Below are 26,105 nucleotides of genomic sequence, written 5' to 3' on the forward strand. Positions count from 1 at the left end.
CTCCCCACTTCTAAGCCGTTCTCACCGCCCCAGAGTAAATCAAACCCCGTTGTAGATCCAGGGTTATAATCGCCCCATCCCGAATCGCCTGCGTTGCCTGCTTCACACCGACAATCACTGGCACACCGAGACGCAAGCCAATCACTGCTGCATGACTTGTAAGACTTTCTTCTTCCGTAATAATCCCGGCAGCCTTACGAATTGCCTCGACGAAATCGGCACTAGTGCGGGGTGCAACTAAGATGTCTCCAGGATTAAAGTTACTAACATCCATACCAGTATTAGCCACTCGTGCGCGACCACTTACTGAACCTTGTCCAAGTCCAATTCCGTGACCTAGTATTGCCGTTACCACCTCTACTTTAATCAAATCTGTGGAGCCGGAAATTCCCTGGAGTGTGCCAGCTGTCATTACTACTAAATCTCCCTCAGATAGTAACTTCAGTTCCTGAGCCACGTTGATCGCAGCTTGAAATGTCTGACCAGTGGAAGGTAATCCAAGTACCAACAGGGGTTTTACTCCCCACACCATTTGTAGCTGTCGCGCCACATTCACATGGGGTGTCACTGCCAAAATTGGTGTCTGGGGACGGAACTTAGAGACATTGCGAGCTGTTGCCCCAGTTTGCGTTAGGGTCATGATTGCTGCTGCGCCTAGTTGTTCGGCAATTTGACCTACAGCTTGACTAATAGCATTGGGAATGGAGCGCCGGGAATCTCTGGAAGAACGTAAATTTAAGTGTTGGGCTTCTTCCTGCTCCATCCGCTCGGCAATTCGTGCCATCGTCGCCACTGCTTCTACAGGGAAGCTACCCACAGCAGTTTCATTGGAGAGCATTACCGCGTCTGTACCATCTAAAATCGCATTAGCCACATCTGATACTTCAGCGCGAGTGGGACGGGGATTGCTCACCATGCTGTCTAACATCTGGGTGGCGGTGATGATGGGAATCCCCAAGCGATTTGCTGTAGCAATTAGCCGCTTTTGGAGTACCGGAACATCCTCTGCTGGCAATTCCACCCCTAAGTCACCTCTGGCAACCATTACACCATCACACAAAGCCAGAACCGCCTCCATTTGTTCAATGGCCTCGTGCTTTTCAATTTTGGCAATCACTGGCACTTGCTTGCCTGTACTGGAAATGAGTTCTTTAATTTCGATCATGTCCTGTGGATTGCGGACAAAGGAAAGTGCCACCCAATCTACACCTTGATCTAAACCAAACATCAGATCCTCTCGGTCTTTGTCGGTCATTGCCTTAATTGACAGGTAAACGCCGGGAAAGTTTACGCCTTTGTTGTTAGAAAGTTTACCAGGCACGGTGATCCGACAATGCAAATCACCTTTGTCCCGGTTAATCTCCTCCACCAACATTTCTACTCGTCCATCATCGAGGAGGATTTTTGCCCCAACTGGCACTTCTTCGGCTAAATAATCGTAGGTAACGCAGCTAATTTCTTGAGTACCTACAACTGGACGATTTGTCAAGGTGAAGTGATCGCCTTTTGCCAAAACTATAGACCCGTTGTCAAACTTCCCCAAGCGAATTTTTGGGCCCTGCAAGTCTTGGAGAATTGCCACTGGCTGATTTAATTCAAAAGCGGTTTGCCGAATTAAGCGAATACTACGCTGATGGTCGGCATGAGTTCCGTGGGAGAAGTTTAGCCGCAGCGTCGTGGCTCCCGCTTCAATAATCGCCTTGAGCATTTCAGGACTGCTAGTGGCGGGGCCAATAGTAGCGACAATTTTTGTCCGGCGCAGAGAATCTCTTAATTGCATAGGGGCTGAAGTTAGGGAGCTATCTGGGAAGTCATCGTAACTTAAGTCGCATCTCCTTTTCAGTCACTGCTATATCAATAGACATAAGCAGTTAGAGAGGGTTTATGGGAGAGTGGAGGCTGTGGGATAGACTAGATATAGTACATCAATCTTGTATCCATCCTGCTAACGAAGGTGTTTATCCCATCAACTTCTTGGAAATTGTCATAGCCCACTTATCAGTAAAGATTAGTTCAAGTCTTGAATCATAGCGTTATTCATCTACTGAGATGCAAAGCTGCGGATAAATATTGCTATACAAAACTTTACAAAATTTTATTTTTCTCTAATCTTTATCGTATATTTGTAATGTTTGATTAAGAAGGAGTCAATGTTAGAGATGATCGCATCGGAGGCACAAAAGCCACTGACAATCCCGCCGAAGGAATTTTTAGCGCCTCCTGGTGATTTCAATCCCACGCTACTGCTGTTTTTAGTAGCTGTAGCAATGCTGGTGTTATCTAACTTTGGTTACTGGCTTTGGCAATGGCCGCACTGGCTGTGCTTTAGCGTTAACACTATTGCCTTGCATTGTGCTGGGACGGTAATTCATGATGCTTGTCACCAATCTGCCCATCGCAACCGGGTGATGAATGCAATGTTAGGGCATGGCAGTGCATTGATGCTAGCTTTTGCTTTTCCAGTGTTTACGCGGGTGCATTTACAGCATCATGGACATGTCAATCATCCCGAAGACGACCCAGATCATTATGTCTCTACGGGTGGCCCACTATGGCTGATTGCAGTGCGGTTTTTGTACCATGAAGTGTTTTTCTTTCAACGGCGACTGTGGCGGAAATATGAGCTATTAGAATGGTTCATCAGCCGCTTAATTGTCGGTGTAATTGTTTATATATCAGTGCAATACAACTTTTTGGGTTACATTCTGAATTTTTGGTTTATACCAGCTTTTGTGGTGGGGATAGCACTGGGATTATTTTTTGACTATTTGCCCCATCGTCCTTTTGCGGAGCGCGATCGCTGGAAAAATGCTCGCGTCTACCCGAACCAAGTTCTCAATATCCTGATTATGGGACAGAATTACCACTTAATTCATCATTTGTGGCCTTCTATTCCTTGGTATAATTATCAACCTGCGTACTATGTGATGAAGCCCCTGTTAGATAAAAAAGGCTGTTATCAAACTTCAGGATTGTTGCAGAAAAAGGACTTTTTTGAGTTTGTTTACGACATCTTTTTAGGAATTCGGTTTCATCATCAAAAAGAATAGATAATTTTCTATTGTTAATTCAAGCTTTGCGATCGCGCACCAATGGCTAGCATTGAAAAATTGACAAAACTAGATCATGACCAGGGCTAGCCTTCATAGTCAACTGAGCGCGATCGCTGCACAATTCCAAATTTTTGAATGTGTTCCCTGCGCCATTGTCCGGCGCCAATTCCTTATTGATCAAAACATTTCTGGTAAAAAGATTAGCCTGTTTACAGGTAGTACAGAAGCTCCTTTCTGCAACATTTACCATGAACGCCTCCGACAAAACATATCCATCAACGGGCGACATGAAGCGATCACTGTTGAATATGTGTTCTTTATCAACAGCTTGAGTTGCAAAAATGATTGGTTACCACTACTCAATTCAATACTGGCATAACACAATAACTTGAGCGCTAACTAATTATTAGACTTAGACGTAAATAATTTACACTTTTGATTTAACTACTGGCTGTGATGTTTGTAAAGACTGGGGCAAACTCCAGTCGGGACGCAAGCTAGCGGCGTTGCGTAAATAGATATGATGAATTGAGGCGGAGGCTGGCAAATAGGCGTGGATTAGGAGCCGAATGCAGCGCTGTAAGCTACCTTCAACGTGCATTTGCTGCACATCCAACATGGCCACATTATCCCAACCAGGACGCGCTCTGGCGAGCGCAGCTGGGAAAATAGCATCCAAATCGCGTGTCACTGAGAAAGTCACACTAATCATGTCTCTCGGCTGGAATTGATTCCGGTTTTCTAGTTCATCTAGTAGTTCTGTCACTACCTCTCGCATTGCCTCAACAGTATTTTCGGCAACTGTTGTTGCCCCGCGAATAGCCCGCATTTGCCACTCCACGCCCAAATCCTCCTTAAAACAAAAAGGTTAGGAATTAGGAGTTAAGAGTGAGAAATTGAGAGTTTTAACTCCTAACTCCTCACTCCTAACTGCTAACTCATATTAAGGTCGATATAACCACAAGGGTAAACCACTAGTAGACATTTCAAATTCGAGCCAATCAATTCCAGATCGAATTCCTGATGAAACTTGACGACTTCCTGGTAGAAGGCGACTCAATAAAGGTTTACGTTCTTCTAAGGTATAGCAGAGAGTTTTTTCTGGATCAAGTCCGACTAGTTCTGCTGTCCAGCGACGGGCATCTTCTTCTGTGCCCAGGCGATCTACAACACCCAACTCTAAGGCTTGCTGTCCAGTAAAAATCCGGCCATCGGCGAAACTTTTCACAGCTTCTACTGTTAAAGAACGACCATCAGCTACCGTTTGGACAAACTGCTGATAACTTGTGTCAATCAACTCTTGCAAGATGTTTTCTTCTGGTTGAGTCAGTTGCCGGTCGAAAGCCAAAATGTCTTTGTAAGGGCCAGACTTAATTACCTGAAAGGATACACCGATTTTTTCTAGCAAGCGTTCCAAGTTATTCCCACGCAGAATCACACCAATACTACCCGTAATTGTACCTGGGTTAGCTACGATGTGTTCGGCTCCCATGCCGATGTAGACTCCTCCAGAAGCCGAGATATTGCCAAAGCTAGCGACGATTTTAATTTTTTCGCGCAAACGCTTCAGGGCGCTGTAGATTTCTTGGGAATCTCCGACTGTACCGCCAGGGCTATCGATACGCAGTAATAATGCCGGAAACTTTTTTTCTTCTACAGTTTTTAAGGCTTCTAGGACGCGTTTGCGAGTAGCACCGGCGATCGCACCAGTGATTTCAATCCGCGCAATTTGTTTTCTAAACTTGGGCTTAAACGGCCAAATCATGAGCTGTCAACATACCTCGTAATAAACTCAATATAAGATGCCCAACGGTCAGACGACCTCTTTTGCTCTGTTAAGAAACATGAGCAGGCATTGCGATCGTCAGGATTTTAAGGAAATTTTTATATTTTGCAGTGAGTTTTATTTGATATTCACGATAAATGCTAATCAAGTCCTTCAAGATTGCAGCTAACACAAAATGCCAAACTCTAGTTTAGCGTCCAACGTGAGAATTTAGCACAGACTATTTTAGCTGTTTTGCGGGATTCAAAATTCTACAACCTTTGGTATTCTAACTTTTTGACCTTTTGAGGATTGGTTTACTACGGTCGCGCACCTATACTAGTTGTCAGTAATTAATAACTAATAACTAATGAATAATAAATATTTAATCAATAACTTCGGCACTCAATTTAATTAATAAAATATCATTGAGCAGCACTAATCCCTATTTAGCTTAGAACCAGTAGTACTTTCACTTTTAGGAATATCACTTTTCCCTATCTTGTACAGCCCATGAGCAACTGAGGAAGCTCTTTCTACTAGCTTATAAATCACTTCGTAAAATTTGACACCGATAATAAGCGTACATATCAAACAGTGCCCCGACGAAACTACAGGTCAAACTAATCACAAATAATCCCCGGAGGGGAGTTCCACTGCCAAAGGTGGCGAGAAAATGCATAATCTGAGTAGCGATCGCCTCAGTTAACTCTTGTAAACCGGGAAAATAACCGATGAGGGGTAAAAGGAACAATCCGCCGCCAACAAGTAACATGGGAGCGACAAAACTAAAAATGATCGTTAGTAGTAGGGAGCGGAGAAAGTTAGTGAAAATAGCCATTTAAGACAAACTCCGTGAGTAGAGATGACAAGAGCTAGATAGCAGTTCGTCATTTTCTACAATACGTGCGATCGCTCCTGACCAACCAATCTGTCAAAAATCTTAAGTTTTAATTAAAATAAACGGCTATCAGCTACAGCACATGCTGGGGATATCAAAAAATGTTTTAATCTACAAAACCCTTGCAAAATAAAGATCATAGCCAAGGTTAGCACCTATTTATTGGTTTGCAACACCTTTAATAAGAGCTTCATTTTCTGAGAGCATGTTTAATCTAAGTTAATATTCAGCGCCATGAAGAGGCAGGGGATCTCTTAGCTGGGAGCAAGGGAGAAGAGTTTTCCCCTCTACAAGAGCAGCACCCTACCCCTCTGCCTCTTTTCAATGCCCCATCCCCCATTTCCCATTCCCCATTCCCCATTCCCTATCCGAATGACTTCCGCTATTCTTAAGGCAGTCACCGAGTTAGCTACAAAACATTGAACCAGACTATATCCAAATCCAGTTTAGGAGAATGGAGTCAGCGGTTGCTGGCGGCGATTTTTCTGGGTGGGCAAGTACTAGTTCACCTATTGAGAGGCAAAATCCATCGGCGCAACACCTTGCAACAAATGGCAGCAGTTGGGCCAGATTCCCTATTTATTGCCCTATTGACGGCTATTTTTGTTGGTGCGGTGTTTACCATTCAGGTAGCGCGGGAATTTATCAACTTTGGCGCAGGAAACATTATCGGCGGAGTGCTTTCTGTCGCGTTGACACGAGAACTCTCTCCCGTGTTGACAGCAGTGATTTTGGCTGGGCGAGTCGGTTCTGCCTTTGCAGCCGAAATCGGTACCATGCGAGTCACAGAACAAATCGATGCCATGTTGATGTTGAAAACAGATCCAATCGATTACCTAGTTATCCCCCGCGTCCTTGCTTGCTGTTTAATGCTACCAATTTTAACCCTCCTGTCTTTGGTAACAGGGATGTTCGGGGGATTGATAATTGCGACAAATATCTACAACCTGTCTGATACGGTATTTCTAGACTCAGCCCGTAACTTTCTTGATATCTGGGATATTGTTAGCGCCATGATTAAGGCGTGTTGCTTTGGCATTTTAATCGCCGTAATTGGTTGCAGTTGGGGGTTGACGACAACAGGAGGAGCCAAAGGTGTAGGACAGTCAACCACAACTGCTGTTGTGACTGCCTTGCTAATTATATTTGTTAGCAACTTTTTTCTTTCTTGGTTAATGTTTCAGGGGACTGGCAGTGCATTCATAGGGCTATAAAAAAAGTGAGGAGTTAGGAGTAGAGACGCGATTAATCGCGTCTGTACAGGATTAATCGCGTCTGTACAGGAGTTATGAGTTAAAACTCCTGACTCTTAACTTCTAACTCCTGACTGCTGACTCCTAAAATAGGAGAGATGCCTACTAAAATAAAGCAGGATTTAAGACTGTGACCAGTTCATTTGCTCCTAACTCCACATCAACTGTGGAACTCAAGCCTAGTTACAATATACCTATAGTGTTGGTAATTGCCGCTATTCCACTACTGTTGGTACAACCGTGGGTAGGCTCCGTTTTTACGCTATTTGGTTTGTTTCTCATGTTTCAGGCGTTAACGCTGCGTTTGCAATTTACCGCCACCGACTTAGATATTTACAGAGGCGAAAAATTGATTCGGCGCTTTCCCTACCAAGAATGGCAAAACTGGCGGATCTTCTGGAATGGAGTCCCTATCCTGTTTTACTTTAAAGAAATTAAAAGTATTCACTTTTTGCCGATTTTATTTGATCCCAATACCTTGAAAACTTGCTTAGAACAACGTTGTCCGCGTATTTAGTCTTGAGTTACATCTGTGCTGAGTCGTTTCGATCTACACTCATAACTCAGCACTAATAACTCAGGACTTTTATGGCAGGTCAATTGTAATATTTCTGAAAGCTATTTATTCGCGTCATAGGAATTACACTATTGTTTATGAACCCAGAGGCATCTCAAACCCCAGAACCAATTGATGAGCAGTTGGCAGAAAAACAAGAACAGAATAATGCAGTTGAACATCCACTCAATCCATCTGTTGAGTCAGTGGGAGAAATAGGAGCCATTAGCTCGTCAGAGGACTACAAAACTTTTGAGCCACTCATCTCTAATGCAGAAGTGGTAGATTCTACAGTAGAGCTAACAGAAAATTCAAATGGCGAGTTTGTAGCGCAGTCGGAACCGGAAAATACCGCACTGGGATCAGAAAACCATTCATTATATGCACAAGCAGAGCAGCGAGTAGCAGAGTTGCAGAGCGCTGAAGCTGCTCTCAAGGAAGAAATAGCCAAGCTGCAAGCTTTTTACAAAAACCTTCAGGCACAAGTGGGTGAAACTCAGACATCACTGGGACGACTTGTACAAGAGTCACTGGTGCAGTTAGAACAACGCAAACAAACCTTGCAAATTTCTGTAGAACAACTAGAACGCCGACAAGAACGTATCCGCAATGAGATGCGAACCACTTTTGCTGGTACATCCCAAGACTTGGCAATTCGGGTGCAGGGTTTTAAAGACTATCTCACGGGTAGCTTACAGGATTTGGCCGTTGCTGCTGAACAGTTGCAACTGACGCCAAGTGTGGTGGAACGAGAAAAACCATCTGTAAAAGAAAAAGAGGCTAAACCAGTTGAAACCCAACCTGGAATACCGCAATTTGCCCAACAGCAGTTTCAAGATACTACTAAGCAAATTCGCCGCCTAATTGACCAATACCGCAATAAACCAGATTACTATGGGCCAGTGTGGCAATTACGCCGTACCTTTGAACCAATCCACGCAGAACGAGTTTCTAACTGGTTTTTTACCCAAGGGGGACGGGGTGGTTTGCGGACAATGGGTAGCCGCTTACAGAATATTTTGATTGCCTCAGCCGCAATTTCGATTTTACACAAGCTGTATGGCGATCGCGTCCGTACTTTAGTCTTAGCTAATACACCAGAGCGATTGGGTGAATGGCGACGCGGCTTGCAAGACTGTCTAGGAATCGGTCGCCCAGATTTCGGCCCAGACCGTGGCGTGGTATTATTTGAGGCGTCTGATGCTCTGGCTCAGAAAGCAGACCGATTGACGAAAGCCAATCAACTGCCCTTAATTATCATTGATGATTCAGAAGAGCAAATCAGTTTGTCATTGCTGCAATTTCCCCTGTGGTTAGCTTTTGCTCCTGACCCCAAAACCGTGAGAAACTATGATGATGACTTTTAAATTAGTAATTAGTCATTGGTCAAGAGATATTACTCTTGACTTTTTTAAATTTTGAATTTTGAATTTTATTATGGCTATTTGGTTAACTCTGTGTGGGGCAATTGTGGTTATAGCTTACCTATTGGGTTCTTTTCCCACTGGGTATATTGCTGTGAAGCTGTTAAAAGGTATTGATATTCGGGAAGTTGGTTCAGGTTCCACTGGAGCAACTAATGTACTAAGAACCTTGGGGAAAGGGCCAGGAGGATTCGTTTTAATACTTGACGCCTTAAAGGGAGTATTAGTGATCGCTTTAGTTTACTGGTTATTCAATTTTAACCAAATTCAAAATTATATCCCCCCAACGGTAGATGCACAAGTGTGGCAACCGTGGGTAATAACAATAGCTGGGTTAGCTGCCATCCTGGGACATAGTAAATCAATTTTTTTGGGCTTTACCGGTGGTAAATCCGTTGCTATCAGCTTGGGGATTTTGTTGACAATGAGTTGGCAGGTAGGTTTAGCAACAGTCGCTGTGTTTGCCGTAGTTGTGGCGATATTGCGGATTGTCTCTTTGAGTTCAATTGCAGGTGCGATCGCTGTTCCCATTTTCATGGTACTTTTGCATCAACCATTACCATATATTCTGTTTGGAATTGCTGGTGGATTATATGTGATTTTGCGCCATCGCACTAATATTGAACGACTGCTTGCGGGAACGGAGCCAAAAATTGGGCAAAATGTAGCGACACCCGAACAAACTATATAATGAGTTTTTGGTAGATACCTTGCCTCAAGCGATGCCCACAGCAAGCCGTTAGGTGTACATGGTATCTCTTGGACTAATGACTAATGATATATGTCCGGATAAATAGTTATGATTCCCACAGTCATTGCACCCCTCCCCAAGACATCGGGGAGGGGAGACAAAGCGTAGCTTTGGCGGGGTGGGGTTTAGTAAGTAATCAAGCGGACATGATATAGACTAATGACTAATGACTAACTTTGCCTTTAATTAAACGGTGGAAAAGGCGGCAAGGCCACAAAAAAGCTCCACATATACTTACTGAGGCGATGGCGGCCACAACTCGCCAAGTGGAATTAGACTCAGTGGCAGAATCTGAAGGGTGAGCTTGTGTGCTTTTAGCTAATTCTGGCACTGAATGAGATAGCTGACTGGCTGTAGTCACCCCTTCAATCGCTGCTCCAATTAGATAAGCTACTAGGGCAATTACTAGCCAGTGATTCATAATATTCAACTATTTGAACTCTGAGCGTATGCTTGGCGGTGAGGAATCATTTGATTTCTCGTACTAATGATTGCCGCCTTGCCCGAAGGATAATCGACCTTCAGCCGTATCACGAATGAGGGGCAGTTTAGATTTTATATAAGTATTGAGACTGCTATCTGCCTGGGCATCAATAGTCTGCTTCGCTTTTAACTGCTGGAGAAGCACTTGTACTAAAGCAGCATCATCAAACTGGAGCAGGGTGCTGACCTGGGTAGACTCGATTACAGCCCAAAGCTGTTGCATCATTTTGGCAGTGACCATGAGTCTGTAACCTCTTAAGCTTTTCTTTATATTTGCACGGATTTGGAATTTGTGGTTAGTTTTTATCTGAAGATTTATAAACATATAGGCTGAAAATGCCTGAGTCAGTTAAATCAGTTGAGTTATAGCGTTTTTCAAGTGATTGAACTACAGCACTGCCTACGCCTTAGCTTAACCTTGCTCTATAAAGAAAGAAAACTGCCCAAAGACTTAGATCCTCTATAACCCTTTTTCTAAGAAGAGAATTATATCATGTCCGCTTGATTACTTGTTAAACTTCAAGAACCCTACCCCGCCAAAGCTACGCTTTGTCTCCCCTCCGCACACGCCTACGGTGTATACACAAGTGACTTATTTTGCTCAAAGCGCTCTCAGACCTAACCCCCAGCCCCTTCCCTGCGTTCGCGCAGCGTCTCGCAGAGAGGGAAGGGGAGCCAATCTTCAAAGCCCCTCTCCGCGTCGGAGAGGGGTTTGGGGAGAGGTCTGCCGACTTATCTATATACGGTAGTCCCCGCGTGCGGGGAGGGGCTGGGGATGGGGTGCTATGACTGTGGGAATCATAACTAATTACCCAGACTTGATATTAGAGCAAGGCTTTTGAAAAGCCACAATGCAGACATACGTAGACTTCAGCGCTTTTTGTGGAGGGAAATTTCAGCCCTCTTTGCTGTCGGGTGCTTTTGCTTGAAATTTATTGTGGAACTCTAGCACAAGCTCCTTCTTGACCAGAAGGATCAGCAAAAACTGCTAAAGTGTGATATTCAGGGTTATCTGTTTTATATATCACTCGAAAAGTATACAACCTATTTCTACCTTGTCCTTCGGTAACAACTGTTAAAAGTGTATTGCTAGTGGGAGGAAGCCCAGGAATATTCAGTTTTTGAATTCGTCTGAGTTGAATTACATTTGCTGCGGAGTTTTTACAATCTCCTGCATTACTATTAGAGTCTTGACCAAACTGCATACATACTGGCCCATCAAAGTCTATAGTTACCTGTGATGGATCGTTTAACCAAACTTTTTTAATAACTTCTCCAGCCGGAATAAAGCTTAAGTTTGTTCCTTGTTGATACCAAACGTCGATCGTAGGTATTGCTCCCCCTAAACCCTGTGCTTGACAGGAAAATATTGAACGCAGAACAGCGTTATTAGCACCAACGCGACCTACCAACAAGAACATAGCAACCGAGAAAATTAAGGAAGCTATAGGTAGGAAATAAGAATTTTTTGGGGTATTTCCTGACAAGTTAGGATTATTTTTCATGGTTGCAAATGGGGAGATTGGTAGATAGAACAGGAGAATATGGGAAAGATAGAAAGAAAACTAATTACCAATTACCATTACTCAATCCAAAATCTAAAATTGATATAAATCCTATCTCTTAAAACTAGATTGGTTGATTAACGTATAGTTCAACAGTTGTGCCGGCTTTCATAAACCAAATATTAGTTGGTTGTGACATTTGGGCGATCGCCTGTTGATTACGTTGGGCAATTTGGGGTACTACAGAGTTCATACCACCTTCCAGAACCCCAGCTGCAAGGTTGCGTCTGTTCTCAGTCTCACTAATAAGGCTAGTAGTGGTGGAGACGCGATCCGGGTCGCTGTCTGTGGGGTTGCTAGATGTTACAGTATATGGCACAAGTTTGGTATCAGGGCGATTTATCAACTCTGCTGCTTTACCAATACCTCCCAAAACGAATAGTCCTGCATCCATTGATGCTATGGACGAACTTTGACCGGGATATTTATTTGCTACTAGAGGTTTACCTTGAGTACCGCGAATAATAATTGCATTGCTGGGTAAGCTTTGTTCGGTAGGGTTGCCATTATTTTGCGAGATAAGCTTAGTTACGTTCATCTGCGTAAGACCTTGTTCGTTAATGGAACTAATTTCAGCTAGGAATTCGGTGTTTGCAGGTATAACGGTAGTACCATCCTTAGATTTAAGTGCTTCTTGCGATTTGATCACAAATACGTTTTTCGCTTGGCCTGCTTCATCACCACCGCCTGATTTAGTAGTAGTTTCCCCAAATATCGCTGTTGCTAACACAGCTTTAGCACTAGTCCCTACTGCTAAGGATTTCTGTCCCACAGGTTGCGCTTGACTCACTTCAGGAGCAGGAGTTTCCGGTTGTGGTGTCTGTTGTTGCTGCGGCTGGGGATTGTTTGCAGGTTCAGGAGCAGATGCTATGTTATTAGATTGATTTGTAGCATCTACTTGACCGTAGCTACCTAACTTTGCTAACCTTCTCCACTCTTGCAATGGGCTTGGTGGAGATGGTGGAGATGCTGGAGTTATATTGACTACAGTCTGAGGTTGAGTGTTTGGCTGCACAACTGGTAGTTGGGGCGATCGCACAGGTTGAGAAGCAGGTACTCTAACGATGCGCTCAACTGTCACTGTTCGGGGTACATAAGCTATTGGTGGTGGGGGTGTTGGGATCACTCTTTCTGTACCTCTAGAAGACACTGACGGTTCTTTTAAGACTACTGTCGGCGTTGATTTGGCAGTTCTGAGCTGTTGTTGGGCGGCTTTCACCATCTCTGCTTGTTCAGTCAGGGCTAATTTCGTTTTCAGAGTATCTACTTCGCCTGATAGCTGTTGAGAAGTAGATTCATCAGTTGGCTGCTCACGCACTTGTGGAGGAACAATATTTTTTGGCTTGGGATTGCTACTCATCAACTGCGACAAAAACACACCACCCACCAAAACGATCGCAAAAGTGGCGGCTCCTACCAAGCCTAACTTTGCAAAGGGATTAGATGAGAGGGGTTGCTTCGTCTGAACGTCTTGTGGTTGAGAGAGCGATTCTTGTGGCGTTGCAGAGTCTTCTGATCCTTGGGTATCGGGAGAAGATTCTTCTTCAAAGCCGACTAACCTTGACATTCGCGATTCCCAATCAAAAGATTCTGCATCTTGTTGATGAGCATCGGAGGTTAGAGTAAATTCATTTTGAGCAGATGTTTCCGCAGGAGTTGAGTATTTAGTCATGGTAAAGCTTGATTAGGATTTCCAGAACAATTTTTATCTTTGATATCACATACATTATAAATTTCTAGTCTGGCTTCACCAAGGCGGTAAGCTGCAAATTGCAATGGTAGTGCTGCATTTGGCAGGGAAGTTGCAGGTTCATCTATTGCTCTAACTAAAATTTGTTTATTAAATGAAGTTGATTTTCCCAGCCTATCATAACCGTTAAAAACTAGTTGATTCGCAAACATATCTACTTTCCACTGTCCATTACCTATTTCTGTAGGTTGAGATATTTTTTGGATTACTAATACATTCTCTGCTCCCCTATTAACGTTTTCAAATTGGCTATCTGGATTTAAATTGGTAATTTCTGATTTAAGTTTTTGTTTAAAATTATCAGCTACCAGTTGGGAGGTAATTTCCCAGACTTGCGTTGGTGGCTGTTGATCTGACCAGGTAAGCATTAAGCTCATAGTTTCACCTACAAACCGCCGAATAGCCTCTGGCTGTCGCTCTAAATTTAGTTCGGGGTCTACAGTTATAGCGCGACCATCAACAAGCTGCACTAAACTTTGAGGTGTGAGTTGACGACCTAACTGCTGTAACATAGACCCGTGAAATAGTAGTAAAAGCAAGGTAAATACATGTAACCCAAATGTTCCTACTGCTAACAGTGGCAATGGGTTATTTTTTCTATTTTCTGGCTTGAGTATTTGCATTAATTTAATTTAATTTAATTTGATATTTATATAAATTTAATTAGTGAATTAGAAATCTATAAGTCTTATTTAGGTATTATTTGATTTTTTAAAAAACTCTGTACAACTCGAAAAGGCTAATTCCCTACTCCCTAGTACAGACGCGATTAATCGCGTCTCTGCCTACTCATCTGATAAAGCTATCAGATGTTTGTCCAGGCCCGCATTGTGTAAATTTATCATTGTTAACGCTGTTATTGCCATCGAGCAAACATAAGTTACGAACTTCATAAATTTCTAATCTATCAGCGCGAACACTATAAATTGCTTTTTGCAGGTCTGTGCCATTGTCGCCTTGGGGATTACCAAAATAATCTGCTGCACGTACAAGTAAATCTTTGTTAAAAGGAGTTATGAGTCTTGCACCACCAACTCGGTTTTTTTGAATTAAATCGGCTACCATACCCACTCGCCACTTACCTGGTGCAATTTGTTTTGGCGGATAAACCCGCTTAATAACTAATTGTGATGTCATAGCTAGGCTAGGATTTTCAGAGAAAACTTCTGCCGGTGTCATTTCTGCAACTGTGCTTAAGAAACCTTTGCGAAAGTCTTCGGATAAGGCAAAACTAGCTATCCAACTGCTGGTACTAACTTTTTGGCTACCCCCTTGAGGTGTTTGAATAAGAACTCCTAAATCTGGTTTGGGGTTTGCAACTTCTTCGATTTTTTGTGGTGGTAAGGTTCCAGACCAGCTAAACATTGATATCATCGTTTTGCTGATGAATTGGCGAATTGCTTCTGGTTCTCTTGCTAAATCATCAATATTAGTTACTGGTTTACCGTCTATTAATTGCACGAAGTTAGGAGCTTTTCTCAGACTAAGTTGGCGAATATTTAGCCCTTGTAATAAAAATAAAAATAAAACTAATATATGTAAACTGAAAGTTGCGAGCGCAAAAATTGTCAAAACACTTGCCGTCGTTCTTTGTTTTCTTTCCAGTAAACGCACCATTTACTCACCTCTTATGCAAAAAACTTCAGTTATTATATATTAATTATAGGGCTATTTTATACATCAACCGCCCATAACTCAAGTTCTAGGCTAATAGCTAAAGTCCGTTTTAACGGACTATAACCTTTGCTCAGTCATCTTTAGATAACTTTCGCTATTAGACTCAGAATTTATTCTGAGGCGGGCTAGATGAGAATGAAATAGCCCTGATATTAATTACGGCATATAATTCAGCAGTTACAACAATTATCAAAATTTTATTCATTTTTAATTTTTAATTTTTAATTTTTAATTGTTAAATCCTCTCCCTTACTAAAGAAGCCGTATTACTGATACCACTGAAGAGTGCAAAACCGCCAGCAGCAGCCACAAGTAACGATAAAATTGGTGCTAAAACTCCCAGAAAAATTATGAACCACATTAAATCTGGATCAGCATTAACATTTTGACCTGGCCCATTTACAATAACTGCGGCAGTCACCACAGCAATAATATTGAATGAAATCTTGGCGATTCCAATAGATAAAAATCCGGTCAGCCATGCAAAAATTGGTTTACCAGCTACAGGCAGTAAAGATCCACCTACAGCTATTGGCCCTAAAAGTGCTATCAGCAACATAGTAGCTTCTATCAGATTCTGAAAAGCATATTGCAAGGAAACTAAAAAGTTTTTGATGCTTGTTTGGACTGTAGAACCTAACAAAGAATTAAATGAGGTTTCTGATACAAGGCTAGTGCCATATCTAATATTATCTATCTTAGTTTGTAGCTTATTTATCCAAACTCTTCTTCCGTATGTATTTCTATATTTCTGCAATAGAATGTTGATTTTATCGGCAGCGTTGGTAAAGCATTGACTTTGTTGAGCGCCAGTAAGAGATTGGCAAGGACGCAGAAAAGAACCAGTTACTTCTTCTGCAATACTCATATTCAGTGCTTGTTGGTACATTTGACCCGCATCTGCTGATACCACTACTTGCTGATTCACACTGTTTAAAAAACCCCGTAATCCCAGTGTCAGATTAGAAAGGATACTTCCTTTTCCTGGATTACTTAAGAGGAGCACCACTACAAAAGGCCAGATTAAAGATGATATTGGACGACTATATTCGTAGGATATTAAGTCTCTGAGGAATTGTATCATAAAAAATAACAGGGTTCCTACCGCAAAAAAAATACCCAGATTTGTCAGCGCTCCATACAAGTTATTGCTGGTGGTAGTTTGTAATAAATCCAGCCATTGTTTATTCCAACCGTTGGCAATACTTAGAGAAGTTGCGGCACCATTATTGAGAACGTCATCAATGCCTAGTTGGTTGCCTAGTTGGGCAAAAATTTGTTGAATAGCAAGTTGCATTTTGAGTTGATGGGCTGTTTTTTTTAGATTTCCTGTTTGTTTGTAAGAAGTTTAGAGGAAGGATGTTTTAAAAGTCCTCTTGTCGGTGCAAAACGTTCTAGATCCCTCTAAATCCTCCTTAAAAAGGGGGACTTTGATTCCGGTTCCCCCCTTTTTAAGGGGGGCTAGGGGGGATCAATATGTGACTCAAATCAGAGCCAATCACTTTTCAAACAACCTCTTAAGGATTTTAAAAATTGTATGGAAAATTAGAGTGTTTTATCCTAAAATCCTACTTACCAACTTTTCTGCCAAACAAATCTAGTTGAGAAGTAGCTCGTAAAAGTCGCGCCGCTTCTGTAGATGTATCTACTCTCCGAGCGCGATTTGCCTCTTCTGCCTGCTGGGAAATGTTTGCTAAATTTAAATTAGAATATTGTAAAGACTGATTCGTTTGTATTGCCTGGGCAAATGTTTCGGCTACGATTTTTGCTTGTAATTTTTGTATTAGAATGGCTTCAGTGTTGGGATTTAACAGTTGAGTTACCAATTGTTGTGTAAGCTGACAAGTTATGCTTGCTGCGTCTTTACCACCAGAAGGACAAGGAAAATTTGCTCCTGAGCCAGTTCCTTCAGAACTAGAATTGTCAAAAAGATCCGACTGAAGATTTTCTAACTTTCCTTTTATCCGACTTTGTGAATTTTTACCAAGAACACCTACCGCTACTCCACGGGTGATTAAACGATTGAGTTCATTACTATCTAAATTTCCCCGTACTGCTGCATTATTTTCAAAGCGGCTTGCTCTAGACTCTGAACGATAAGAGTAGTCAATCACATTATCACGAACCTTTTGTCCCGCAGCGACGGGGTTAGGTATTTTCAAGTCTCCCTGGTCACTATTCAGAGCATTTTGACTATCTGATTCAGAGTTTAAGTTTTCGCTCAGATTCTTATATTGAAAGTAATCTTGCAAATCTTTGGAATATGATTGAAAATCACTCCAAATCTGGCCTACTAGCGTCTCATCTGCCATTGCTGGTAGGATTGCCAGAGATAGCAACGTAAGAGTAAAAATGGTAGTTTTTCGCATACATTTGTGCCTGAAAAAGATAATTTAGCTTTTTAACTAGGATTTATAACTTTTTGAATCACTGTTAACTGCTTACATAACCCGATTAACTACTACGCAGATTAGCTACTAACTGACGTGCAAATGCAGAAATTGCTTCATATTTATCGCTATGAACTTGCATCATTTTACTGCGTGCAGTTTGTTCAGCAGGGTTATTAGCAACTGCTGCCAATTGTTCGTAACCTGGATAATAACGACAGAATGTATAAATACCGTTATCATCTAACAGCCATTGGCTATAAACGCTTTCTTTGCGCGGAAAGAAGCTTTCCGAAGCATTACGAGCAATAATGTTGCGGGGATATTTTAAGATATCTGCAAAACTATCCACTGCAACCGGCTGAATGCGTCCAATCAATCGTGTTGTCAAGTTTTGCAAAATCTTAGATGCAGCTTTAGATTTGGCAATTGTATCAGGATCTTGTCCTGATAAGATGACTCTGATACCGGCTTTAGCGCCGTTTGCACAAACTCTGCCAACTAAGTCAGAAATTTGCTCGAATTCAAATAGAATTGGTGCTTCGTCAATGAAGAATATGGAGGCTGGACTACCTAATGCGCGTCGTAATGCTGCTGAATAGGCACTCAGAGATAGTACGGCTGCATCTTCACTATCTGATAAGTTTCTGAGAGCAAAAACTAAAAGTTGTGCATCGGTAGGAAAGCTAGATGGTGCAGAAATAGCTTGTCCCACGCGACTTGAAAGCCAAAACCGCAAGCGCAGCTGAATTTGACTCAGCGCGTCTTCTACTCTGCCTGTTAAAGTACTTAGCTGCAAGTGTTCTGATGAACAGAAATAGAGAAAATCTTTTAAGGTAGGGGTTTTCTGCCAAGCAAGAGTGCCAAATCCCCCCGCCATCGCCTGTATATATCGCTGTTTTATACCCTCATCAGCAAAAAAGGCTTCTAATGCTAAGTTGAGGAGCGATCGCACGGTTTGCGATAAAATTTGACTTTCAGTCGATGATCCTAAAACCATTGTCATTAAAGCTGATTCTAGGAAGGCGGTATAATCGTTAAAGCGATCGCGCTGTTGTTCTGGATCTAGCGATCGTAAGTCTGGCTGTTCAAATAAGTTATTCGATTGTTTGGAGATATCAAAGTACGCTCCATTGACCCCCATAAACTCTGTATAGTCAGTGAAAGTAGATGTACCATCAGGTTTAGGGAAATCTAACGCCACAACCGGAATACCATGCGCCAAAGCCTGAGTTAAAATCCCTGATACCAACACCGATTTACCAGCACGAGTTGTCGCAAACAAAGCTAAATTTTTGTGCTGATTAAACAAATCTAAATGTACGGGTGTTCCGCCTTCTTCAGCAATCAACTCAAAGCCTTGTTTATCACCCCGTTTAGTTAAAACTAAAGGCATTAATCCGGGAACTTCACTGGTTAAATATAGCTGGCGACGATTGAAAGGTGTCGCTAACAAACCTTCCCAAACTATTGGTAGAGTTTGCAGCCAAATTTTCCAGGCGTACTCAGTTTCCCTAATTAGCTTTGCTGGACGTTGAAAACAGTTTTCAATATATCTTGTTGCCTCATCTAATTTATCGACAGTTGGACGATGTACCAAAATCACGATGCTCGTATAAATCGGAACTGCACCTTCAAATAATTGTTCTTGTGCTGCTACCGATTTCTTCAACTTTAATTGCGCGTTGACATCAATAGTTTTGCTTTTTTCTTGAGCCATGATTGTTGTCATGTTTGACTGCTTCAAGACTCGTTGCAAAGTCGTTTTCACCAATGCCGGATTTGCCGCAGTCAACTCACAAAAAATTTCTGTATCTACTACTGTTTCTCTAGCCAACAGTTCCCATAAATATCGCAGTTGACCAGATTTATTTGGCCAACCTCCGGGTTTTTCGAGAAATGACAGTGCGCCAATATAACGATTGTTAACATTAACCCAACGGCGATCGGCACAAGGTACGCTAGACTCCATCAGCAAAGTTGTGCCGTGGATATTGTCTAAAAGCAATTTAGTACTAGCTAAATCTGAATTAACTTGCTCATGCAGTCCTTGTTCATCTAAAGTCATCAACTGGGGAATCGGTATTGGTTGCGTATCATTAAACCTTTTCCAGATGCCCTCCCAGAGTTCATCAGCTTTTAAAGGTTTGACATCCAATCCCATTTGGTTAGATAAAATTTGCTCCCAGCGTAGAAAACCCTGTTTATAAGCATTTATGATCAGTGTTTCAATGCGCTGGTTTTCTACTTCTGAAAGATCCCCTTTAAATTTTAACCACCATGATTCAGCTCTGACTAAAAGCTTCTCTATCCAATCATCTGCATTTCTGGAGTTGGATTCAATCGTGTAAGTGACATAAATACGTAAGAATTTCGGCTTACGAACACCAGAAATAGTTAATTCTTTGACTCTGGCTCTTTCTGCCATCAACAAATATTTGATATCTCGTGATGGTGCATTTCTGATTAGCGATACTAATTCTTTTTGGCGCTCCTTGTCTGAACTAAAAGATCCCAAATGCAGTGTCATTCTTTCACCGCTAGGAATGTCTTTTAATCCGGCTTCAATGTTATTAAAGAGTGTATCGATTTGTTCGGCTCTTAAAGTGGTATGAATTCCCTTACAGTCAAAACCAAAAACAAAGCAAAACCGATCTCTTTGAGTGCCTTTTGTCAAAAGGTAAGCGCCAATATCACGTCCATTCATTGCCACACGTAGCATTGTCGCCAAGTGCAAAGCATCTTCAAATGGTGTTAATCTACCTTCATTTCCGGCGACGCCGACGCTTTGTTTTCCGATTTTTTGCTTCATGATTAACTTCCAATAAGCTTTGATAACGAGCAAAGCCTCTTGTCCAAGCGGGAACGCCTATAAATTTACTTAAAAAACTCCAACTCCTACCACCAGTTAAAATCCACCAAGTTCCTATTCCCCAACCAGTCATTAGTACTGTCCACAACCATTTTTGAAACTCTTCTTGGAAAATGCCACCAAAAATTCCATTGATAATAAAGTAGGAGGCTAAGGCAATTACCGTCCAAGGAAGAATTTGATCGGCAGGGATTGGCCCTAATGAGGGTTGGCTTCCTAGAACCTGATTGACTGGACGAAAATCTTGTTCCCGCTCTTGAGACATTTTAAATATCTGAATTATTTACTACCCTTGTGGGCCAATTACAAAGCGTGTGAGTACATCAGCAATGGTAACAGCAACAACGACTAATAGGGGAGTTCTGGCAATACTTTGCCAATCCTCATCTTTACGCACTGCGTTAATCACACCAACTAGGGAAATTGCAATATAGAGTAAGTAAATCGCCCGTAACACACTAAATATCAAAGTTATTGGGACGTTAGAATCACTATTTCCTGCTGTACCACCTAACCTATTTTTGAAAAACTTTTCAGCTTCCCCAAAAAACTGTGCTTGTGCAGGGGCTGCAAACCAGTCTAACCAATATAAACTCAGAACGATCGCCGCTGCTAAAATTTGTAATAATATTAGCGATCGCCTTGGTAAATTCACCTGCTGCCCAATTTGCTGGATGATAACTGTTATTAAACTACCAACTAGTAAACAAAAAAGCAGGATAGGACTTTTTAGGCTGATAACGCTTATAAGTACAGCACAAGCAATCAAAAAGGGTACAGATTCCACCAGAATAATCAAACTGGATTCCAGCCCCAGTCTTAACTTCTGAGATCCTTTGAGTGCGCTACCAGTTAAAGCTTTGAAAAAGTTTCTCTCGTGAGAACTTTGTCTAGACATTGCTAATTTTCCTATGGTGTACTTGAGTGTTTATTGTCTAAAAATTTACAATTAAATCAATTTAACATGATTTAAAATTTATTTTTAATAAAATTATTAAGTTCGCAGGAAAATGTTAGCTGGGATATAAAATATTATTCATTTAAGATAGTTAAATATTAATTTTGGTTTAAAAGGAAAATATGCATGGTTTGAGAAACTAGGTTTCGAGCTTAAAACCAGAACTGCTACAGCCCTCCTAAGCTCTTTGTATCCCAGCGCTTTTGCCTCAATTAGAGATTGGTAAATCCGGTAGAAACGCGAGACAATGCTTGGGAGCATAGCTACAAGTTCTATAGAAAACATTTTATTACTCCAAGCTACCGTTTTGTAAGGATCAGACCTTACAAAATATACTACATTAATTGCTACAAGTTTGGGGGAGTTCACAGCGTTGTAGCTAAAGTATCCCATCTGCAAAGCCCTTTGGGAATAATTCTGGAGGTTTATTATGTTAACATTACCATTCACATGTGGTTAATTTCAGTCTACCGTCACTAGCAGAAAATAGACCACGCTTTATCCTTTTGCTTAAATATCACAATCCTATTTGATTTTTGAGAAAATACTTAAAAAGCCTTAAGTTATGTTTGCGACTAAGTGCAGATTGAGTTAGCCCCAACTCTTGCAGATAAATTCGCTTTTGGGGAAGTCACGCATTCACGCATTCAAAAGTCATCTGGATAAAATCTATAACAAAGTTTATTGGACTTACGCATTGACAAGAAATACCAAATTAAGTTTAAAAACCACATCTTTACGTAAGGGTACAGCATTGCTGTGCCCCTACAGCATGGTCTATTGATGATCGCAGGATAATTAAGAAAAGCCTGAAACAACCTATTAGCTAAATTTCTCAGCTATTTTTTTGCAACGCCTGGGTTGGGCTACGCCTACACAACTAATAAAATGCTGAAATAACGTATTTTCATAAATACACATGCTGACTAATTTGTAAACTGCCTAAACTCTATAAAATACTTATTAACACCTCTAAAAAAAGCTTAATTCAGAAAAACCATATACAAGCGAAAGTTTCAGATTTTTCTCTGGCTAGATAATAAAAACCCCACAAAAACCACTTTTAAAACACCTCTAAATTCCAGGAATATATTTAAGTTCCTTAATTATTTCATAATGGAATTATAACTTTAGCTTTACCTTAAGATTATACTGTTGATTTCGTTAGCAAAATTTAACAGCTATTAGCTATAGCAATTCTAAAAGATTCGTAAAATCATGACTTTCTTTACTTCGCATTTTAGTAGTAGCTTGTGGCCAACTGCTATGCATCTACATTAAAGAAATTGATTTTCGTAATTCAGATAAAATTGTCATCCTAAATAAGTAAGTGGGTAAAATTAAACATGGCTTTTTAAGAGGGAATAAGAGACTGAAAATGGGAATTGAAGCATTATTCATAGTACCTATTAATCACTCCCTTATACTAAAGCTACTGAATGTTTACTTATACAAATTTACTTTAGAATCTAGAGCTTTTGACTAGCAAAGAATATGTAATAGGGTGGATTAGCAATAGTTAAATGCGCTCTAAATCTTTAATAATTTGCTTTTTAATTGTTCTCAATTTTTCAGTTGTTTGTGCAAGCTTTTTATTTATAAATAACCTGATTAATCCTAATCTTTTATGTTTAAAGAAGGTTATTTATAAGTGCCAGGTTGACATTTGATTTGGATTTGTTAGTGTGTTAAACCCTAAAATTAACTTGAAGGAGCCTGACATGGTTTTCTACCGCGATCGCCTGATTAATTTGGTAAGTTCAATTTCTCTACTTGCCATAACAACTTGTTTAGTAGTAGGTCAATCTGTTACTCAGCAATCTCTAGCTCAGACCTCTAAAAATCTAGGTAATGGTGAAGGTGCAACTAGTGTAACTGCTTTATTTGCAGGTCTAAAAACAGCCGCTCCGGACATCAAATTCACATATACTCCAAATAGTAGTACACTTGGGTTAAAAGCTTTTTTCACTCAAAAACCATCACCTGGTGCTCCTAGCCCAATCAATTTTGCAGATAGTGACGACCCTGTAGCAGGAACAGAAACAGTTACTGGCGGTCGTGGTTACGTTCAAGTGCCTGTGGTAGGTATCGGAATCACATTAGCTTATAACGCTACTGGTCTTACTATACCAGCAAGTGGAATTAAGCTTTCACCAGCTAGTTACTGTGGTATTTTGAACGGTAGCATCAAAAATTGGAATGATAAGAGCATTAGTGCAGATAACGATGGCCAAATAGCACTCAATGTACCCATCAAAGTTGTACGTCGTGCTGACTCAAGTGGTAGCACTTTTATTTTAAGCAGTCATCTCAATACTGTATGTAAGACTCCAGGTGTTCCAGCAGCTAATGTATGGAAAAATGGAGTGGGTACAATTGTTGATTGGCCAAGCACTTTCATTGGTGCTACTGGTGGCGGAGGTGTAGCCACTGCAATCACAAGTAATAAAGGTGCAATTGGTTATGTGGATAATGCTACCCGTTTAACTAAAAAGCTACCTGCCGCAGTCTTACGTAACAAAGCAGGTAAGTATGTTCCTGTCTCACCAGCTGCAATTACAGCGGCTATTAAAGATGGGACTGTTGTAACATACGGTACTAATAAGAAGCTGACTAGAATTGATAATTTGACCAATCCCAGCAGTGCAAGTGCTTATCCCATTTCCGGAGCAACTTATTTATTGTATTACTCAGGTGAAACCGGATTTCAAGACTTCATTAAGGCTGCAAATGCTTTAGCTCCATCTCTCGGATATGGTCCTCTTCCGTAGGTTTATAAATTAACCTAGCAGACTACCAGAGAATAGCTGTTAATTCTGTTGAGATTTAACAGCTATCAAGGGCGTTGCTGAATTCAAGTATGAAGTTCAAAGTTAAATGCTTGGAAACTTTGTTTTTGCCCGTTTGCGCGAAACAAAATTCATACTTTTAATCAGCAACGCTCTATTTTACAGTTTGCTAAAAGACGTTGCCAAAGATAGCCGGAAAAACTTTGGCTCTGGTACTGAAGGCGAATTAACGTCTCTACTTTATTAAATGATGCGATCGCAATGACTATTTATCGTTTACTGATGGATATGCTTAGTAAAAATTAAAATTACTTAATAAATATATTTCCTAATCTAAAAATCACAATTGAATACAACCCTAGCGTTGTTGGTGACGGAATATATATTGGTCAGAGGAGTTAAAAAAACTTCAACGGTCAACTATGTTATGATTAGGTATGTTGAGAAATATTTTCGGTCATGTGACTGAGTATATGGACGCCTCTCCGAATCTAAATCTCTACACCATTTGATTCTAGAGGTGTTTAATGTCAGTTTATATTGCTGTATTGGAATATACTGGGTGAAACTGATACCGCGAGGCGGAAGTCACGCATTTAAAAGCAGCCAGTGCGCCCTTGCGGCTTTGCCGACTTGTAGCAACTGGCTCTCAAAAGTCAAAATGCTTCAGTTTTGGGCTTTCTGGCTGTTAGAATGGTAAGTTTATTTCCGCAAACCTGTATTAGAATGCTACTTACTTAAGCTAGATTTATATCTCCGACTTCTTGAAGAAGCCGGGGATGTGGGCAGTAACTTTTGCTTAAGTAAGTGGGATCGGACAGTAAAGTGGATCACAAACCCAGACAACATACGAATAGTACTTGAACTTATGCCAACGGATATAATTACCCGTCCTGAATCCCTGACAGAAGATTGTTTCTTTACTTACGCCCTTGGGACTGATTTGCACGACACTAATTCTACTGCCCAATATTTACGCAGAATCAGGAAAGAAGATAAACCCTATATCGATATAGCTGTTTCTCCCAGACCGGGCTATCGATTTGAGGTTTGCCTTATCCCTGTTGAAGGGTTCGCTAAAGAAACAATATTGACAAAAGACGGGTTCGCCAAAGCTTTAGCGATTATTTGTGCTGTATCTAACAAAGCTAGGAAGCGATTCCCCTCAGGAAATGGACAAGAAATTGTCCGGTGTCAATTTAGCAACTTAGCTGATGCAGTCGCTGTAGCGAATAGATTGTCTGCATTACCATCTGATATGTATGAAACTCTCGCCAAGGTATCAAATACCTTGTGAGATGGCGTCCGCTTGAAGATTTATTATTAGGACTGACGCGAAGACATTTTAATGGTAAGTAATTAGACGGACAAGAGAATAAAAAACTCAATGGTTCATATTTCATCTGTTGAGAAAAGACTTGTGATACAAGGCTTTTAACCCTAGTGAACAATTTTCCTGTTTTTACACACTGACCCATAATTCAAAGTGAGTTTTTTATGCCTATAAGCCCTTTGCGTGAAGAACCTCGTAACCAGCGAGCGCCTGTAATTCGTACAAGTAATGAGTTTATTCTCTTGGAATGGTTAAAGTCAACTGGTCGTTTAATCGAGCGCGAACATCAAGAATCTGAGTATCTAACTGAAGTAGAAGAAATTTCCGAAATGATAGACCTTGACGATATCCCTTATGATCATGACGATGATGATGGTGACATGGATATAGAAGCGTAGTACCGCTACGCGGAAGTCAAAAGTCAAAAGTCAAAAGTCAAAAGTCAAAAATCCTGTATTTTAGGGCTTTGAAAGATTGAGAATGGTATCTTCATTTTTGCCAAGCTGTACTATTAGGGTAATTCGTAATTCGTAATTACCCTAAGCGTTTCATTTATTTGGAATGTGTACTTTATTTACGCCGAAA

The 26,105-nt window shown here is 41.1% G+C and carries 24 protein-coding genes; 9 read left to right on the forward strand and 15 right to left on the reverse strand.

Annotated features, from left to right (window positions below; genetic code table 11):
* Window positions 1-10 precede the first annotated feature (10 nt).
* Window positions 11-1,780: a pyruvate kinase gene (pyk, locus tag ACFFAP_RS07715; RefSeq protein WP_375510671.1), complete on the reverse strand. Its 1,770-nt coding sequence runs from the start codon at window positions 1,778-1,780 to the stop codon at window positions 11-13.
* A gap of 379 nt (window positions 1,781-2,159) precedes the next feature.
* Between pyk and crtR the strand changes: the two genes are divergently transcribed.
* Window positions 2,160-3,050 carry a beta-carotene hydroxylase gene (gene crtR / locus ACFFAP_RS07720; RefSeq protein ID WP_375510701.1) on the forward strand — a complete coding sequence of 297 codons (891 nt, stop codon included), beginning with the start codon at window positions 2,160-2,162 and terminating at the stop codon, window positions 3,048-3,050.
* 76 nt (window positions 3,051-3,126) lie between these two features.
* A complete protein-coding gene (locus ACFFAP_RS07725) occupies window positions 3,127-3,432 on the forward strand; it encodes a papain fold toxin domain-containing protein (RefSeq protein ID WP_375510672.1) in 306 nt (101 codons plus the stop codon).
* A gap of 48 nt (window positions 3,433-3,480) precedes the next feature.
* On the opposite strand, the gene aroH is transcribed toward ACFFAP_RS07725, so the two are convergent.
* The 3 genes from aroH to ACFFAP_RS07740 all read right to left on the reverse strand — a co-directional run bounded on the left by aroH (window position 3,481) and on the right by ACFFAP_RS07740 (window position 5,659).
* The gene (aroH, locus tag ACFFAP_RS07730; protein WP_375510673.1) at window positions 3,481-3,882 is read right to left on the reverse strand and encodes a chorismate mutase; all 402 of its coding nucleotides are present in this window, start codon (window positions 3,880-3,882) and stop codon (window positions 3,481-3,483) included.
* Between the two features lie 114 nt (window positions 3,883-3,996).
* On the reverse strand, window positions 3,997-4,818 hold the full coding sequence (sppA, locus tag ACFFAP_RS07735) for a signal peptide peptidase SppA (RefSeq protein ID WP_375510674.1): 822 nt from the start codon (window positions 4,816-4,818) through the stop codon (window positions 3,997-3,999).
* A gap of 544 nt (window positions 4,819-5,362) precedes the next feature.
* Window positions 5,363-5,659 (reverse strand): hypothetical protein, encoded by a 297-nt coding sequence (locus tag ACFFAP_RS07740; RefSeq protein ID WP_375510675.1) that lies wholly within the window; start codon window positions 5,657-5,659, stop codon window positions 5,363-5,365.
* A gap of 479 nt (window positions 5,660-6,138) precedes the next feature.
* Here ACFFAP_RS07740 and ACFFAP_RS07745 point away from each other — a divergent pair, with 479 nt between their 5' ends.
* The 4 genes from ACFFAP_RS07745 (at window position 6,139) to plsY (ending at window position 9,643) form a co-directional block, all read left to right on the forward strand.
* Complete coding sequence (locus ACFFAP_RS07745; RefSeq protein ID WP_375510676.1) at window positions 6,139-6,933, forward strand: MlaE family lipid ABC transporter permease subunit; 795 nt, start codon at window positions 6,139-6,141, stop codon at window positions 6,931-6,933.
* Between the two features lie 169 nt (window positions 6,934-7,102).
* Window positions 7,103-7,489, forward strand: coding sequence for a DUF3119 family protein (locus tag ACFFAP_RS07750; RefSeq protein ID WP_118167435.1), 387 nt, complete (start codon window positions 7,103-7,105; stop codon window positions 7,487-7,489).
* A gap of 137 nt (window positions 7,490-7,626) precedes the next feature.
* Window positions 7,627-8,895, forward strand: coding sequence for a DUF3086 domain-containing protein (locus ACFFAP_RS07755; protein WP_375510677.1), 1,269 nt, complete (start codon window positions 7,627-7,629; stop codon window positions 8,893-8,895).
* A gap of 70 nt (window positions 8,896-8,965) precedes the next feature.
* The gene (plsY, locus tag ACFFAP_RS07760) at window positions 8,966-9,643 is read left to right on the forward strand and encodes a glycerol-3-phosphate 1-O-acyltransferase PlsY (RefSeq protein WP_375510678.1); all 678 of its coding nucleotides are present in this window, start codon (window positions 8,966-8,968) and stop codon (window positions 9,641-9,643) included.
* A gap of 223 nt (window positions 9,644-9,866) precedes the next feature.
* Here the strand turns inward: plsY and ACFFAP_RS07765 are convergent, their stop codons facing one another.
* The 11 genes from ACFFAP_RS07765 to ACFFAP_RS07815 all read right to left on the reverse strand — a co-directional run bounded on the left by ACFFAP_RS07765 (window position 9,867) and on the right by ACFFAP_RS07815 (window position 21,338).
* Window positions 9,867-10,124, reverse strand: coding sequence for a hypothetical protein (locus tag ACFFAP_RS07765; protein ID WP_375510679.1), 258 nt, complete (start codon window positions 10,122-10,124; stop codon window positions 9,867-9,869).
* A gap of 63 nt (window positions 10,125-10,187) precedes the next feature.
* Window positions 10,188-10,427 (reverse strand): hypothetical protein, encoded by a 240-nt coding sequence (locus ACFFAP_RS07770; RefSeq protein ID WP_375510680.1) that lies wholly within the window; start codon window positions 10,425-10,427, stop codon window positions 10,188-10,190.
* A gap of 691 nt (window positions 10,428-11,118) precedes the next feature.
* Window positions 11,119-11,691, reverse strand: a complete 573-nt coding sequence (locus tag ACFFAP_RS07775; protein ID WP_375510681.1) for a hypothetical protein — start codon at window positions 11,689-11,691, stop codon at window positions 11,119-11,121.
* 124 nt (window positions 11,692-11,815) lie between these two features.
* Entirely contained in the window at window positions 11,816-13,423 is a 1,608-nt protein-coding gene (locus tag ACFFAP_RS07780) for a hypothetical protein (RefSeq protein WP_375510682.1), read from the reverse strand.
* Window positions 13,420-14,124 carry a hypothetical protein gene (locus ACFFAP_RS07785; RefSeq protein WP_375510683.1) on the reverse strand — a complete coding sequence of 235 codons (705 nt, stop codon included), beginning with the start codon at window positions 14,122-14,124 and terminating at the stop codon, window positions 13,420-13,422. Before ACFFAP_RS07785 ends, ACFFAP_RS07780 begins: the two co-directional genes overlap by 4 nt.
* A gap of 166 nt (window positions 14,125-14,290) precedes the next feature.
* Complete coding sequence (locus ACFFAP_RS07790) at window positions 14,291-15,118, reverse strand: hypothetical protein (RefSeq protein WP_375510684.1); 828 nt, start codon at window positions 15,116-15,118, stop codon at window positions 14,291-14,293.
* Between the two features lie 295 nt (window positions 15,119-15,413).
* Window positions 15,414-16,475: a hypothetical protein gene (locus ACFFAP_RS07795; RefSeq protein WP_375510685.1), complete on the reverse strand. Its 1,062-nt coding sequence runs from the start codon at window positions 16,473-16,475 to the stop codon at window positions 15,414-15,416.
* A 271-nt stretch (window positions 16,476-16,746) separates the two neighbouring features.
* Complete coding sequence (locus ACFFAP_RS07800; RefSeq protein WP_375510686.1) at window positions 16,747-17,547, reverse strand: hypothetical protein; 801 nt, start codon at window positions 17,545-17,547, stop codon at window positions 16,747-16,749.
* 85 nt (window positions 17,548-17,632) lie between these two features.
* Entirely contained in the window at window positions 17,633-20,380 is a 2,748-nt protein-coding gene (locus tag ACFFAP_RS07805) for a hypothetical protein (protein WP_375510687.1), read from the reverse strand.
* Window positions 20,334-20,705 carry a hypothetical protein gene (locus tag ACFFAP_RS07810; protein ID WP_375510688.1) on the reverse strand — a complete coding sequence of 124 codons (372 nt, stop codon included), beginning with the start codon at window positions 20,703-20,705 and terminating at the stop codon, window positions 20,334-20,336. The genes ACFFAP_RS07805 and ACFFAP_RS07810 overlap by 47 nt, the downstream gene beginning before the upstream one ends.
* A 21-nt stretch (window positions 20,706-20,726) precedes the next feature.
* Complete coding sequence (locus ACFFAP_RS07815; RefSeq protein WP_375510689.1) at window positions 20,727-21,338, reverse strand: hypothetical protein; 612 nt, start codon at window positions 21,336-21,338, stop codon at window positions 20,727-20,729.
* Window positions 21,339-23,083: 1,745 nt separating this feature from the next.
* Here ACFFAP_RS07815 and ACFFAP_RS07820 point away from each other — a divergent pair.
* From ACFFAP_RS07820 to ACFFAP_RS07830, 3 genes are all read left to right on the forward strand, one after another.
* Window positions 23,084-24,169 (forward strand): substrate-binding domain-containing protein, encoded by a 1,086-nt coding sequence (locus ACFFAP_RS07820; protein ID WP_375510690.1) that lies wholly within the window; start codon window positions 23,084-23,086, stop codon window positions 24,167-24,169.
* Window positions 24,170-25,055: 886 nt separating this feature from the next.
* The gene (locus tag ACFFAP_RS07825; RefSeq protein ID WP_324978640.1) at window positions 25,056-25,484 is read left to right on the forward strand and encodes a hypothetical protein; all 429 of its coding nucleotides are present in this window, start codon (window positions 25,056-25,058) and stop codon (window positions 25,482-25,484) included.
* 200 nt (window positions 25,485-25,684) lie between these two features.
* Window positions 25,685-25,918, forward strand: coding sequence for a DUF3134 domain-containing protein (locus tag ACFFAP_RS07830; protein ID WP_012410593.1), 234 nt, complete (start codon window positions 25,685-25,687; stop codon window positions 25,916-25,918).
* The last annotated feature ends 187 nt before the right edge of the window (window positions 25,919-26,105 follow it).

This window comes from uncultured Nostoc sp., assembly GCF_964245575.1.
In the GTDB taxonomy this organism is placed as follows: domain Bacteria; phylum Cyanobacteriota; class Cyanobacteriia; order Cyanobacteriales; family Nostocaceae; genus Nostoc.